The organism is Pseudomonas sp. KSR10 (assembly GCF_022355455.1).
Classification (GTDB): domain Bacteria; phylum Pseudomonadota; class Gammaproteobacteria; order Pseudomonadales; family Pseudomonadaceae; genus Stutzerimonas; species Stutzerimonas stutzeri_E.
In genome coordinates this window covers 1-13,722 of sequence record NZ_JAKOEN010000006.1, presented here as the reverse complement: position 1 = coordinate 13,722, position 13,722 = coordinate 1, and the positions used below count along the sequence as shown (strand labels likewise).

General features: G+C 61.1%; 10 protein-coding genes. All 10 read right to left on the bottom strand.

Annotated features, from left to right (window positions below; translation table 11 throughout):
- Nucleotides 1-11 precede the first annotated feature (11 nt).
- From MCB86_RS02425 to tssA, 10 genes are read right to left on the bottom strand one after another with little or no spacing between them, the layout of a single operon-like run.
- Nucleotides 12-1,514, bottom strand: coding sequence for a sigma 54-interacting transcriptional regulator (locus MCB86_RS02425; RefSeq protein ID WP_239609569.1), 1,503 nt, complete (start codon nucleotides 1,512-1,514; stop codon nucleotides 12-14).
- Nucleotides 1,515-1,524: 10 nt separating this feature from the next.
- A complete protein-coding gene (gene tssH / locus MCB86_RS02420) occupies nucleotides 1,525-4,125 on the bottom strand; it encodes a type VI secretion system ATPase TssH (protein WP_239609567.1) in 2,601 nt (866 codons plus the stop codon).
- 10 nt (nucleotides 4,126-4,135) lie between these two features.
- Entirely contained in the window at nucleotides 4,136-5,143 is a 1,008-nt protein-coding gene (gene tssG, locus MCB86_RS02415; RefSeq protein WP_239609565.1) for a type VI secretion system baseplate subunit TssG, read from the bottom strand.
- On the bottom strand, nucleotides 5,107-6,897 hold the full coding sequence (tssF, locus tag MCB86_RS02410) for a type VI secretion system baseplate subunit TssF (RefSeq protein ID WP_239609562.1): 1,791 nt from the start codon (nucleotides 6,895-6,897) through the stop codon (nucleotides 5,107-5,109). The genes tssG and tssF overlap by 37 nt, the downstream gene beginning before the upstream one ends.
- 27 nt (nucleotides 6,898-6,924) lie before the next feature.
- Nucleotides 6,925-7,311, bottom strand: coding sequence for a hypothetical protein (locus tag MCB86_RS02405; protein ID WP_239609561.1), 387 nt, complete (start codon nucleotides 7,309-7,311; stop codon nucleotides 6,925-6,927).
- Nucleotides 7,304-8,836 (bottom strand): PAAR domain-containing protein, encoded by a 1,533-nt coding sequence (locus tag MCB86_RS02400; RefSeq protein WP_239609560.1) that lies wholly within the window; start codon nucleotides 8,834-8,836, stop codon nucleotides 7,304-7,306. Before MCB86_RS02400 ends, MCB86_RS02405 begins: the two co-directional genes overlap by 8 nt.
- A gap of 10 nt (nucleotides 8,837-8,846) precedes the next feature.
- Entirely contained in the window at nucleotides 8,847-9,251 is a 405-nt protein-coding gene (tssE, locus tag MCB86_RS02395; protein WP_239609557.1) for a type VI secretion system baseplate subunit TssE, read from the bottom strand.
- Nucleotides 9,252-9,257: 6 nt separating this feature from the next.
- Complete coding sequence (tssC, locus tag MCB86_RS02390; RefSeq protein ID WP_045160065.1) at nucleotides 9,258-10,736, bottom strand: type VI secretion system contractile sheath large subunit; 1,479 nt, start codon at nucleotides 10,734-10,736, stop codon at nucleotides 9,258-9,260.
- Nucleotides 10,737-10,762: 26 nt separating this feature from the next.
- On the bottom strand, nucleotides 10,763-11,269 hold the full coding sequence (tssB, locus tag MCB86_RS02385; protein ID WP_045160066.1) for a type VI secretion system contractile sheath small subunit: 507 nt from the start codon (nucleotides 11,267-11,269) through the stop codon (nucleotides 10,763-10,765).
- Nucleotides 11,270-11,301: 32 nt separating this feature from the next.
- Nucleotides 11,302-12,864: a type VI secretion system protein TssA gene (gene tssA, locus MCB86_RS02380; RefSeq protein ID WP_239609555.1), complete on the bottom strand. Its 1,563-nt coding sequence runs from the start codon at nucleotides 12,862-12,864 to the stop codon at nucleotides 11,302-11,304.
- Nucleotides 12,865-13,722: the final 858 nt, after the last annotated feature.

Here is a 13,722-nt window from a genome sequence, read left to right as displayed (position 1 = left end):
TCGGTCCATCCTTAGAGGTCTGCGGGGCTGATGCTCAGCCGATCCATGCGATAGAGCAGCGTACGGCGAGGCAATCCCAGTTCGCGCGCCGCCTGGCTCTGATTGCCGCCATTCTTGCGCAGGCAGTCGATCAGCAGGTTGCGTTCGACCCGATCGAGTCGCTCGCGAAGATTCATCGTGCTGTCGAGTTCGTCGTCGAGACTGTGCAGGTTGAAATGCGCCGGCAGCAATTCACCGGATTCACACAGCAGCACGGCACGTTCGACCAACCCCTTCAGTTCCCGCACGTTGCCCGGGAAGCCATAGCTGGCGAGCTGTTCCAGTGCGGCATCGGACCAGCGCACGGCATCACGTTGCAGGAAGCCACAGGCGTTGTCAGCGAAATGCCGGGCCAAGCGCAGGATGTCCTGACCGCGCTCGCGTAGGGGCGGCAGCTCGATCGGGAAAATGGAAAGCCGGTAGTACAGATCTTCACGAAATCGACCTTCCTCGACGCGCTTGCGCAGATCTTGATGAGTGGCGGTGACAATCCGGACATCGACGTGGTGCGTGCGGGCACTGCCCAGTGGCCGCACCTCGCCTTCTTGCAGGACGCGTAGCAGCTTGGCCTGCAAGGTCAGCGGCATGTCGCCGATCTCGTCGAGAAACAGCGTGCCGCCGTTGGCCGCATCGAACAGACCTTCGTGGTCGCGCTCGGCGCCGGTAAAAGCGCCCTTGCGGTAGCCGAACAGCTCGCTTTCCAGCAGATGTTCTGGCAGTGCCGCGCAGTTCTGCACGATGAACGCCTGGCTGCGCCGCGAGCCGCACTCGTGAATTGCGCGGGCAACAAGCTCCTTGCCGGTGCCGGTTTCACCCGTCAGCAGGACACTCACCGGGTTGTGCAGGACTTTGCCGATCAGCCCGTAGACGATCCGCATACGAGTGCTGTCGCCAATCAGCCCGTACCCGCTTGCGCAAGGGCGCGGTGTGGCGATTTCCGCCGTTGCAGGTTGCGCTGCGCCGCGCAGTTTGTTGAGCAGGTGGGTCTGGCCGAGGGCGAAACGGCCAAGGTTGCTCAAGGTTGCGGCTGCGGTGGTCAGATCCTGACTGGCTGTACTGGCCGCTACCATCAGTCCGACCGCATGACCTTCTGCATCCTCCAGCGGCAGGCACAGCAGGCTGCGCCAGGGTCGCGGCGACTCGGGAAGGAAGCCGGTCTGATGCAGGCTGGCGTCCAGTGAGACAATGCTCAGCTGGCGATTCTGGCTGAGGCAATATTGCAGCAGTTGTTCGTCCCGGTAGTCGCTGGGCAGGCTCGCCGTCTCGTGCCGCCGCGAGCCATCGAACCACTCGGCCGATAAGGTCAGGCGTGTGTGGGTCGCATCCAGCAGGTAAAGCTGAGCGAGCGGGCAGCTAGCCAGTTGCGCCGCCATCTGTATCAGCCCGTCCAACCAGCCGCTTGTATCAGTCGTCCAGGCTAAATCGGCGAAGCGATCCAGTAACGCGCTGGCAAACGAGGAATGCTCGGTAAGCATTGACGGGACCTTAAGCGAACTCACAAACCACCGCCCCGTTGCCGTCGAGGGTTGCGTGCACGCGTTGCAATGTCTTGCCACCCGCCATGGCGCCTAGCAGGCGATCGACGACCTGCGGCTGCAAGTGCTGGTCGATCAGATGGTCGATCAGACGCGCACCGCTGTCGCTGTGAGTGCAGCGCTCGGCCAGGTTCTCGATCAGTGCTTCGCAGTGGCTGAATTGCAACTGACGCCGCGCCAGGCGCTCGCCGAAGCGCAACAGTTTGAGCACCACCAGTTCGTTGAGCACTTCCCCCTGGATCGGGTAATAAGGCACTACACGCATGCGCGCGAGCAGCGCAGGCTTGAAGTGCTGGGTCAGCGCCGGGCGGATGGCCAGCTCCAAGTCCTCGGTTGCCGGGCGCTGGCCGCCCTGGCAGAGGCTGGCGATACGGTCGCTGGCGAGATTGCTGGTCATCAGGATCAGGGTGTTGCGGAAGTTGATCTCGCGCCCTTCGCCGTCGTTGGCCACGCCCTTGTCGAAGATCTGATAGAAGACATTCATCACGTCCGGATCGGCCTTTTCGACTTCATCGAGCAGGACCACCGAGTACGGCTTCTGCCGAACGGCTTCGGTCAGCATGCCCCCTTCGCCGTAACCTACGTAGCCCGGTGGCGCGCCGATCAGGCGGGACACGGTGTGCTTTTCCTGAAACTCGGACATGTTGATGGTGGTGAGGAAACGCTCGCCGCCATAGAGCAGATCCGCCAGGGCCAGCGCGGTTTCGGTCTTGCCAACGCCGCTTGGGCCGACCAGCAGGAAAACGCCAACAGGCGCGTCGGGCTTGTTCAGCCCGGCCGCGGTGGCACGCATCGAACGGTCGAGCGCATCGATCGCTTGCTCCTGGCCCCGTACGCGCTGGCGGAGATCGTTCGCGAAGCTGAGCACCTTGCTGTTGTGTTCACGGGCGAGCTGAGAAAGCGGCACGCCGGTCCAGTGGCTGATGACTTCCGCCACCAGGCGAGGGCACACCTCGAAACTCACCAGGCGCTCGGCGGACTGGGCGCTGGCGAGTTCGACCTGAAGACCACGCAGTTCGGCTTCAAGCTGCTCGAGGTCCGGGTGCGCTTGATTGTCGGACTCGGTAGCTGGGGCCAGGCGTGCGGCAGCACATTGCTGGCGACGCTCTAGCAGGCGTTCGGCCAGTGTGCGTTGCGTGGACCAGCGTGTTTCCAGCTGCTCCAGTTCGGCACAGGCAGCCGCCAAGCGGGTCTCGAGAGCATCCAATACTTCGGTGTCGATGTGCAGGCCTGCATCGAGGTCTCGGCGCAGCGCGAGGCCCTGGCGCTCGCCCTCGGCGATTTCACCGCGCAGGCGTTCCAGCGCTTCAGGGGCCGCGGCGAGACTGATGCGTACCCGGGCGCAGGCAGTGTCGAGTACGTCCACGGCCTTGTCCGGCAGCTGGCGCCCGGCGAGGTAGCGGGCTGACAACTCGGCAGTGGCCACGACGGCGTCGTCGCGCAGGTAAATGCCGTGGCTCTTTTCGTACACCGGTGCGAGGCCGCGCAGAATAGTCACCGCTTCGTCGACGGTGGGTTCGAGCAGTTGCACCGGTTGAAAACGGCGGGCAAGGGCAGGGTCCTTCTCGAAGTACTTCTTGTACTCGCTCCAGGTGGTGGCGGCGATGGTTCGCAATTCGCCACGCGCCAGCGCCGGCTTGAGCAGGTTGGCGGCGTCGCCACTGCCGGCCTGGCCGCCAGCGCCGATCAGAGTGTGGGCTTCATCGATGAACAGGATGATCGGCTTGGGTGAGGCTTTGACTTCGTCGATCACGCCCTGCAAGCGACGTTCGAACTCCCCTTTGACGCTGGCGCCGGCCTGCAGCAAACCGAGGTCCAGGCACAGCAGCTCGACGCCCTTGAGCGCTTCGGGCACTTCGCCATTGGCGATGCGCAAGGCAAGGCCCTCGACGATGGCTGTCTTGCCCACGCCGGCTTCGCCAACCACGATCGGGTTGCTTTTGCGACGGCGCGCGAGGATGTCGATCATCTGGCGGATGGCAGCGTCGCGGCATAGCACCGGGTCGAGTTTGCCGTCCCGGGCCTGCTGAGTGAAGTTGTGCGTGAAGCGCGACAGGTTGGACTCGCCTGCTGGCGTTGCCTTGCCCGGTGCGGAAACCGGCTGCTGGGCCAGCGCGAAGTCGCGCAGGCGTTCGGCGTTCAGACGAGCCAGCAGCGGCTGGTAATGGCTACCGGCATAGCGCATCGGGTTGCGCAACAGCGCCAGGATCAGTGCGGCCTGGTCGATCTGGCTCTGACCGAGTTCTAGGTTGCCTACCAGCAAGGCATCCTGCAGCCATTGCACCAGTTCGGCGGAGAACACCGGATTGCGTGATTCGCTGTGCTCGCCGCGTGGCTGCAGCGCCTGGGCGAGGGCTCCCGCGTCGACATCGGTGTCCTGCAGGGCTCGCATAAGCAAGCCTTCGGGCCGCTCCAGCAGGCCCAGCAGCAGGTCTTCGACGAGGATCTTGCTGCCGCCACGCACCACACAGCGTTCGGCTGCAGCTTCGAGGTCGCGCTTGGTCTCGGCATCGAGTGCCTGGACCAGTTGTTGTAGGTCTACGTTGATCATTTCATCGTCCTTAATGAGTCTGGCTGCCCAGGGTGACCATGCCGTCGGCGCGTTCGCTACCGAGCCAACTGGTCCAGCCGAGGCGGCAGGGGTTTTCGGCGCCGATGCGCATTTCGCGGATTTCGTCGCGACGCAGCTCCAGGCGAATGTCGTAGTCGAGCGGATCGCGCAGGGTGAAGCGCACCAGGGCGCACAGCGGCTGATAGCCGTTGCCCACGGGCAGGAATTCGTGGAACCGGTCCCAGCTCAGCTGGCGGATGTGGATACGAAATTTGCCGCCGCGATCGCGTACCCGTTCGCCAAGAACCAGACTCTCGCCGAGCTGGCTGTTGGCGCGGCCAAGGCGATTCTGTTGCTCAGCGAGAATTTCGACCTGACGCTCCAGACACTGCTCGATGCGCAAGTCGGCGTGCTTGAAGTAGTAGCGCAGTACCGACTCGATCAAGGCGGCCGAGTGCGCGCGCAGGCTTAGCAGACCCAGATACGGAAGCAGGCGCTTCCAGTTGAGCTCGGAAGCGGCGCGGATCTGCTCGCCTCCGAGCCCGATCAGGGCAAACAGCTGCTCGGAGAGCGGATCGCGTGCGCCGCTGGTGAAGCGGGCTCGGTAGCGGTATTTCTGCCAGATCGGCAGCATCAGGCGCTGCAAGCGGTTGTTGAACAGGTCGAGAAACTCGCGCGTCGGGTTCCCCTCAGCGTTGTCGCCCAGAGCCTGCTCGCCGTAGAAGGCGGGCAGGGGCGATCCGGCACCAAACAGGCTGATCAAGTTGATGCGCAGCCGCGCGCGCAATTCGCCGTGTTCCTGAAAGAACTCGACGTGATCGACGTCGCTGCCGGGAAAGCCCAGGCTCGGGTTGGCCTGAAACTCGAGGTGCTCGTAGAGCGACTCTTCATCCAGCTCAGGATGCGCGGCTTTGAGACGGTCCATCACCAGTAGCACACCCTGGAACAGGCTGTACTCGCGGATGCCCCGGCTAATCCGGTTCAAAGCAGGGGCTGCTGCCCCATACGTGGCGCCCATTGGTACACCTCTCCCTGTGTGCTCCTGACGCGCAGCTCGTGATACGAATTGAGGCTGGCGTACAGCGCAAAGAATTCATTGAGTACCGAAGCAAAGAGGAACAGATCCCCCTCGCCCAGATAACCCTCGGGGTCCATCACCAGCTCCGTACGGACGCCGCGCACCGGCAGGCCCCGGTGCAGGCGGTCCACGTGCTGGTGCCCGATCTGCTTTAGGCCGCCGAGAAGGCGCTTGCTGACCTTCTCGGCGTGCTGGTCGTAGTAGCGCGGCAGGTCGTAGGTTTCGAGGATGACCTTGAGCGCCTCGACGTTGGCCAGCGACAGGTAGTTGAGCGACATGTTGCTGATCAACTTCCAGAGGAAGTCACGGTGCAGCGGCGGCGCGTAGCTCGGCGTCACGGCGCTGATGTTGCGAAAGGTCAGGAACTCCGGCGTGTCTTCGCTGGGCAGACAAATATCGCCCAGGCGCAGCTGGCGCGGCAGGTTCTGGTTGGTACAGGTCAGCTCGATGGACAGCGTCTCGTGCTGGTCGAGGTTGCGCAGGCCAAAGCTGAGGTAAGTCTCAAGGCCGTCTCCAAGCATCGAGGGTTGCTGGCGCACGCTGTAGTGCGGGCGCGCCACCGGCACGTCGAAACTGGGGTCGTGCTCAAAGGATTCGAAAGGCACGTACTCCTCGTAACCCATGCCGCCCGGTTTCCAGCCGGTGACGCGGTCCACCGAGAACACCCCGCAATGCTGCGTGTCGTACTCGGCCGGCAGCAGCAGGTACTGGTCCTGCTTGCCGTCGAGGCGAATCGGGATGGCGTCGTGCTGGAACAGGTTGACCACCGGCGTGCAGTACAAGCGCACGTTATCCAGCGTCGGGCGGATGCGCTGCACACCCGCCTTGTGAATGTCGAAGCGCAGCTCGAAGCCACGAGCCTGCTCCAGGACTTCCTGCGGCAGACGCTTGAGCGCGTCGAGACCCTGAAGGTCGACGAACAGGAATTTCTCTTGAAAGGCGAAGTATTCCTGCAGGTAGCGATAGCCCCGGAAAGTATTGAGCGGGTAAGGGATCAGCGCCTGGTCTTCGGCAAATCCCACCGGCTGCAGCTTCGACGGATCGATATGGAGTGCGGGCAGCGCAACGCCGAAACCGTCAGTGAAGGGTTTGCCATTGGCATCCAGCGCGACCAGCTGCACGCCAGCGACATTGCGCAGCAGGCTGAGATAGAGCATTTGGCTGATGTAGCGCTCGCCGGCCAGGTGCAAGCGCAGCTGCTTTAGGTTCAACTCACCCAGATGCCCATCGGCCGTCATCTGCAGACGCAGACTCAGCAACGCGCCACCGCCTTTTACCGAGTAGTCCAGCCCTTCGAGGCCCAATGGCAGCACCTCGGTGGCGTAGGCGGTGCGAAAGCGGCAGGTCACACCCTGGATCGGTTTGGATTCGACCGGTGTGTTGCGCGGCACCATCAATGCAGGGCCCGGCCGCTTGACCGGATCGAATTGCAACATGCTGAACGCCGGCAGCGGGCGCATGTAGTTCGGCCACAAGAGGTGCATCAGCGAGTGGGTCAGCTCCGGCAGCTCGTCATCGAGCTTCTGGCGCAAACGCCCGGTCAGAAAGGCGAAGCCTTCCAGCAGCCGCTCGACATCCGGGTCGCGCCCGCTCTGCCCGAGAAACGGCGCCAACGCCGGGCTGCGCTCGGCAAAGCGTTTGCCTAGTTGGCGCAGGGCGGTGAGTTCGCTCTGGTAGTAATGGTTAAAAGACATTCGAAGCGCTCTTCCTTGGGCGTAGGGTCATGGACACAGGGCGGTGTCACGAACTTTCCAGGCGTGTATGGAGTTGCCTCTGCGTTCGTAATGCGAGCCTCCGAGCTGCGCAAGAAACCCTGTTTTGTCGAGCGAAAGCGAATTGCCATTCGCGGTGATATCGAGGCGATAGGTATCAGGAACGCTATTTTCCAACTCATCATCGAAGGATATGTAGGACAGCACTTCGATGACTTCGCCAACCGCGACGCGCTTGTTCAATACGAACGGCTCTTTGGCGTTGGAATATTCATAAGCGGTGATATCGACCGGATAGCTGCAGAAATTTTCCAGGTCGGCGATAAACACCGTTTTCGATTGCGCTGTGCAACCTCCAAGAACGAACAGGGAAAGCAGGACGAGGTGCTTAGTCATCGAATTGCACCCGTGATAGCCAAAGCAGGCCTTTGACATCTTGTTCCGAGGCGACTGCGCGGTTCCAGTAATCCTGATAGCCTCGCGGGCCCCTCGGAGAATCTGAGTGATAGTGCATCACGTCTACTTCACCACTGCCCGGAACCGGGTGCTTAGCTACCGGGGATTGGGTTAGGACGGTAGAGGTTTCTTTGTGACTCCAAGAGTACTCAGGAACCAGTCCACCATCGCCGTACTCGTTGAGAATCAAGTGACCTACTTCGTGAGCGGCAGTGTGTTCGAAATCGCCATCTGCGAAGCCCGCGGGATAATTGGCGGCGCTCCAAAAACCCTGGTTGTGATAGATTTTCTTGAACATGGCAAAACTGGTTGAGCGACCAAAATCGGCGCTCAGTGAGGAAATCAGCGGGAAAGTCTTGGCGCTTGGTTCGGTATTCACATCAGCCACCACCTTAACCTTGTAAACACCTTTTGCCGTCTGGATAGGTGCGCCTACGCCTTGCGCGCGACTGCCGTCGCGCGACCAGTAACGTTCGATACCCGCCTTGGCCATGGCCTGCAACTCGGTGAAGGTTTTTGCCGTCAGGTTGTCGTCCTTTCCCGATACGCCTCCATCGGAAAAACTTGGCCGCAGGGTAATTTCAACCAACTGGGCCAAGCGATCGATTCGAGCATCGACCCACTCGATCTCTTCGGCGTCGTTGCTGAGCGCGAGTTCTTCGATCTGTTGCTGACCACCCTTTACTGCCGTCAAACGCACCTTCAGGTTGGGGCTCTTTAGCACCTTGGTATCGAGCACTCCAGCCTGGTTGTAACCGTCCCATTGCCAAATATGCTCGCCAGCGGGCAGCAGTGTGGCGGTGTCGGGTTCTGCATATAACAGGGTGCTGCCATCGAGCACTTCAAGCGTCAGGCTATCCGGAGGTTGCTTGCGATTGGTCACCAGAAAATCGATGGTTTCGCTGTTCTCCGTTGAGCCATCTTTCAATTCCTTGAAATCAGGAATTTGTAGAGGCGTCAGGATGCGATTACCGCTGCGTTTCAGACTGAGTCGGTAGTCCAGCTCTTCGGTTGTTGTCTCCGCCGCTTGCGCCGCTGGGACCAAGGCGCCGACCAAGGCCGTTCCCACCGCCGTTGCTGCTGTTGCCGTAGTCGAAGTTTCAGCCGAAGCCGAAGCTTTGGATGTCGCAACTGCCGCTACTGCGGTCGCGGGCATGGCAGAAGGCGCGCTAAACGCCGCGCCGCCCCCACTCGCCCCAATTATCACCGTCCCCGAACCCGCCACAACCGTATTGCCATGACTACCAACTGTGCCCACTGTGGTCGCCGGTTTGCCATTGATCAGCACTGTTGGGATGACCGCACTGGCGAGCGCGCTGCCACAGGAGGTCGGGTCGCCGATGCGGGCGGCGGGCATGCCGTCGAACAGGACGTCGGGAGAGCCCGCCGCGATCGGGTTGGTGCCGTGGCCCTTTTTCGGGCAATCGGTGGGGTCGCCCAGGCGGGCTGCGGGTTTACCGGACATCAGGCTCTCCTTAGTGGACCTTGACTTGTCCGCTGCCATCCAGGCTCGCGGAAAAACTCACATGACGCTTGAAACCGTCGACTTCCAGCAGGCCTTCGATGGCGAACGACAGGCTCAGTGGATCGTGGTCGCGGGGCAGGGATATCACCCGGACCTGGCTCAAGCGGGGCTCGTACGCTTCGATAAAGCGTTCGATGGCGATACGCGCCTGCTGCAGCGAGTCGTGCAGCGACAGGCGCATATCGTTCAAATCGGGCAACCCGTAGTCGGGCAACGTTTGCACGCTGCCCGCCCGGGTGCTGAGCATTTTGGCCAGATGGGCAGCCACCGAAGCCATTGCCGCGACTTCGCGACTCCAGCCGACGCGCTTGTCGGCGTCACCAACGAGGCGTTCGAAAAGGCTGCCGTAGGCCATGGATGCTTATTCCTTGTCCAGCTTGCCAACCAGCGACAGGGTGAAATCGGCACCCATGTACTTGAAGTGCGGACGCACGTTCAGGCTGACGCGGTACCAGCCCGGCTCACCGTCGACATCGCTGACCACGACTTGCGCGGCGCGCAGCGGACGGCGGCTACGGACTTCGGAGCTTGGGTTCTCCTGGTCGGCCACGTACTGGCGAATCCACTTGTTCAGTTCCAGCTCCAGGTCAGTACGCTCTTTCCAGGCACCGATCTGCTCGCGCTGCAGCACCTTGAGGTAATGCGCGAGGCGGTTGACGATGAACAGGTATGGCAGCTGAGTGCCGAGCTTGTAGTTCAGCTCAGCGTTCTTGCCTTCTTCACTGTTGCCGAAGAATTTCGGCTTTTGCGTGGAGTTGGCCGAGAAGAACGCGGCGTTGTCGCTGCCCTTGCGCATGGTCAGGGCGATAAAGCCTTCCTCGGCCAGTTCGTACTCGCGACGGTCGGAAACCAGTACCTCGGTGGGGATCTTGGTTTCGATCTCGCCCATGCTCTCGAAGTGGTGCAGGGGAAGGTCTTCCACCGCGCCACCGCTCTGTGGGCCGATGATGTTCGGGCACCAGCGGAACTTGGCGAAGCTGTCGGTAAGACGGCTGGCGAAGGTGTAGGCGGTGTTGCCCCACAGGTAATGCTCGTGGCTGTTGGCAACGTTTTCCTTGTACACGAAGGATTTGACCGGGTTGTCTTCCGGATCGTAGGGATTACGCAGCAGGAAGCGCGGGACAGTCAGGCCGACGTAACGGGCATCTTCCTGCTGGCGGAAGCTCTGCCATTTGGCGAACTGCGGGCCTTCGAAGTGATCCTTCAGATCCTTGAGGTCCGGCAGACCAGTGAAGCTTTCCAGGCCGAAGAACTTCGGGCCTGCCGCGGCAATGAACGGCGCGTGGGACATGCTGGCGACCGAGGCGACGTACTGCATGGTCTTGATGTCAGGTGCGCTCGGGTCGAAGAAGTAGTTGGCGATCAGGGCGCCGACCGGCTGGCCGCCGAACTGGCCGTATTCAGCGGTGTAGATGTGCTTGTACAGACCGGACTGGACGACTTCCGGGCTGTCTTCGAAATCGTCGAGCAGGTCCTGCTTGGATGCGTTGAGGACTTCGAGCTTGATGTTCTCGCGGAAGTTGGTGCGATCGACCAGCAGCTTGAGGCCGCGCCAGGAGGATTCCAGCGCCTGGAACTGCTGGTGGTGGAGGATCTCGTCCATCTGACGGCTGAGCTTGGCGTCGATTTCCGCGATCATGCGGTCGACCATGGCTTTTTTGACGGGCTCGTGCTCGTTCTGTGGCTTGAGGAGTTCTTCGATGAAGGCCGATACGCCGCGCTTGGCGATATCGTAGGCCTCGTCGTCCGGGGTCAGTTTGGTTTCGGCGATGATGCGGTCGAGGATGCCGAGTTCGGCGAGGTTCTTGCCGCTTTCGACGGCTGCTGCGCTAGTGCTCATGGTGTTGGCGTTCCTTGTCGGAGTAATCAGGCGTCCAGTTGTTCTTTGGCGGCGAGGCCCAGCTCACCGAGTATGCGGTCGCGCGAGACGTCGTCGGCCAGTACGCTCTCGATCGCCTTGCGGAAGGCCGGGGCATTGCCCAGCGGGCCTTTGAGGGCGACCAGCGCGTCGCGCAGCTCCATCAGCTTTTTCAGTTCTGGAACCTGCTCAACCAGGTTGGCCGGGTTGAAGTCCTTCATCGAATTGATGTTCAGCTGCACGGCCAGCTCTTCATCGGTGGGCTCGTCCTGCAGACGGTTCGGCACCGAGAAAGTGAGGTTCAGCTCCTGCTTGGCCAGGACTTCGTCGAAGCTGTTCTTGTCGATAGCGATCGGCTTGCGGTCTTCGATCTTGCGATCATCGGCACGCTGGGTGAAATCACCGAGCACCATCAACTTCAGTGGCAGCTCCAGCTCTTCCTGAGCACCGCCGGTCGAGGGCTTGAAGGTGACGTTGATGCGTTCTTTGGGGGCTACCGAGCCTTCTTTGGCCATGGGTCTTCTCCTTTGGTTTACGGCCCGGGGGCCTAATCGAGTACCACTTCGAGATCGAGGTGGCACAGCCTGCGGTAAATCTCATCCTTGCTTTCACGCACGGCGTGGTTCTGCGGCAGCAGCTCACAGCAGCTATGCAGCAGACGCAGCACCTCGAGGGCGAGATCGGGTTCCCAGTCGCCGAGGCCGGAGACCTGCAGCGTCTGGTCGAGGGTTTCGAGCTGGGTCTTGGCCAGGTCGTATTTCTTGGCCTGGAAGCACAGCCGGGCCAAGGTCAGTTGCCAGAAGAAGCGTTCACGTCCGCCTTGGGCCTGGTTGAGGCCATGCTTGAGTTGTTGCACGGCGCTCTTGAGACCGTCTTTCTTCAGTTGGGGAAGGGCGTCCTGAAGGGCTTCTTCCCAGGCGGGCGTAACGCCACTCTGGTTGTTGAGTGACTCGCTTGGCGCCTGAGCCTGTTGCAGGTGGGGCATCACCCTGGCGCTGATCCAGGCGCGGGTCTCGGCGTCCGCGAAAGGCGTGCCGTCATGAAAGCGCAGTTCGTCGAGACCCGGCATGCGCTGCAGGAACAGCGCAAGCTGAATTTCGACTTCGCGCATCGCCTGTTCGGAGTCAAGCTCGCTCAAGCATTCCCAGGCCAGCCGTTGACCATCGAGCCAGAACGGGGCGCGTGCGATGCTCGCCTCCAGGTCCGCCAGCAGGTCGGCGTAGAGTCCTTGGGAAAAGCGTTCTTGGTAGCTGGCGCGCTTGTCCGCCGGAACGCCACGCAGGGCGGTGATTTGATCGGCGTTGCGTTCTGGCAGGCCGTCGATCGGTAGCCACAGCAGGGTTCGCGCGAGGCGAAGCGGCTTGAGGTCGGTAGCTTTCTGCTTCAGCCAATAGCTGCACAGCGGGCGGGCTTGGTCTTGCAGGCTACGCAGGCTCTTGTGTGCGTCCTTCTCGTGCTCGACTGGTGCAGCTGCGTTAAAGACCTGAGCGGCGGCCTGCTTAACCTGAGCAATGGCGACACCGACCGGCCCAGGCTGGGACTGGGCGTTACCGGCACGTTTGACCATATCGTCGAGACGACGACACAGCGGTAAAAGTAGTGGGGCTTGGGTACCTAGATGGCTCGCAAGGCAGCCTTCCACACGGCGTAGTTCAAGAGCTATCTGCTCGAACAACGGGAGCTGCTCGCCCATCGGCACGTGATCGGCCAGCACTTGCTCCAAGCGTGGGACGAGCCAACTGATGGCCGCCGATCGAGTGCGTGGCTTGAGTGGATGGACTTCGCTCCAGTGGTCCCGGCAAAGACAGCTGACCATGGCGAGACCTGCGTAGAGTCCGGCAAATGAATCGAGCTGATATAACGCCCAGGTGAGCCAAGCCGCTAACCGTAGGTCCTTGGTCTGTGTGGTCAGGAGGTGCTCGCTTCCGTCACGAACGACTTGCCAATCGATTGCGCCAGCGGCGTGAACAGAGGAAGCTTTGCTTAGCTCCTGCTCAAGCAGCTCGTACTCTGGCGCGTAGCGAGCGTCTTCGCCTGCGAAACAGGTTGCCGTGATAGGCGCGTTGGCTAGCTCTATATAACGAGCAGCCAGCTTGGTTGAAAACGTCATTCCATGACTCAACTGGTTCCTGCACGCCGCTTGGTTGCGTTGCAGGGCGCTTCATGCGCGGATTGCTGCGTATATGTATACGCTTAAGTGGTGCGCATCCTAGGTGCGACGCGACGCGATGACTGTGAAGTGGTTCCAAACTAAAGGCATGGCGCTGCCGCAGTACGAAAGCGGATGGCCAATATGTGCAGCAGTTAACTCCTTTCGCGGCATTCCGCTCGGAACCTTCGGCTTTTATAGCAGTCGTCACGGCTCGTTGCGGACGACAGTCGTCTTTAGTTGAAGCGCTACGTCCAATGCCGTTGCATGGCTTTGCAGGGCTGCTGCAACCGGTTGTCCTGATGTTTGCATCGTTCAGGCTCCGAATCTGCGAAAAGTGTTTTGGGGCTGATACGGCCAAAAGATTAGGTTGTGGCGATTTATGCGCAAGCGATGACCTAGAACGGAGGCTCGCTGCGTACTGCGCAACGAAGCACGGCAGCAGTCATGACTACAAGCCGATAGGTTGATGTGAAGGCGAGCTAATTAGGGATGCCGGCGAAACCATACGCTGCGTTGTGGATGCTTGATCGGAGCGGGCTTCGATACGGATCTCCTGAGGCGGTGCTGTTTTGCTAGGGGCGAGGTCCAGATATACGGGAGTTCGAAGCGACTGTTGTTGGACGGTCTGCGCCTGGCAGGCTTTGCCACCTTCTGGCGTGCGAGCCAGAAGGTGCCTGGAGGTTGCTCTATTGATGAAGTCTGTAGCTAGGTCATGATCGCGTCCTGTGGGCTTCGTCTCCGGGTACCGCTGTTCAATTTAACGAATCCCTGAAAACAACCGTTGACGTGGTTTTGTGAGTGCCTATAATGCGCACC

Excerpts from the sequence above, each read along its gene's own strand:
- tssC (WP_045160065.1), bottom strand. The coding sequence starts at position 10,736 with ATGAGCACTAGCGCAGCAGCCGTCGAAAGCGGCAAGAACCTCGCCGAA.
- tssA (WP_239609555.1), bottom strand. The coding sequence starts at position 12,864 with ATGACGTTTTCAACCAAGCTGGCTGCTCGTTATATAGAGCTAGCCAAC.
- tssB (WP_045160066.1), bottom strand. The coding sequence starts at position 11,269 with ATGGCCAAAGAAGGCTCGGTAGCCCCCAAAGAACGCATCAACGTCACC.
- MCB86_RS02400 (WP_239609560.1), bottom strand. The coding sequence starts at position 8,836 with ATGTCCGGTAAACCCGCAGCCCGCCTGGGCGACCCCACCGATTGCCCG.
- MCB86_RS02405 (WP_239609561.1), bottom strand. The coding sequence starts at position 7,311 with ATGACTAAGCACCTCGTCCTGCTTTCCCTGTTCGTTCTTGGAGGTTGC.
- tssH (WP_239609567.1), bottom strand. The coding sequence starts at position 4,125 with ATGATCAACGTAGACCTACAACAACTGGTCCAGGCACTCGATGCCGAG.
- MCB86_RS02425 (WP_239609569.1), bottom strand. The coding sequence starts at position 1,514 with ATGCTTACCGAGCATTCCTCGTTTGCCAGCGCGTTACTGGATCGCTTC.
- tssF (WP_239609562.1), bottom strand. The coding sequence starts at position 6,897 with ATGTCTTTTAACCATTACTACCAGAGCGAACTCACCGCCCTGCGCCAA.
- tssG (WP_239609565.1), bottom strand. The coding sequence starts at position 5,143 with ATGGGCGCCACGTATGGGGCAGCAGCCCCTGCTTTGAACCGGATTAGC.
- tssE (WP_239609557.1), bottom strand. The coding sequence starts at position 9,251 with ATGGCCTACGGCAGCCTTTTCGAACGCCTCGTTGGTGACGCCGACAAG.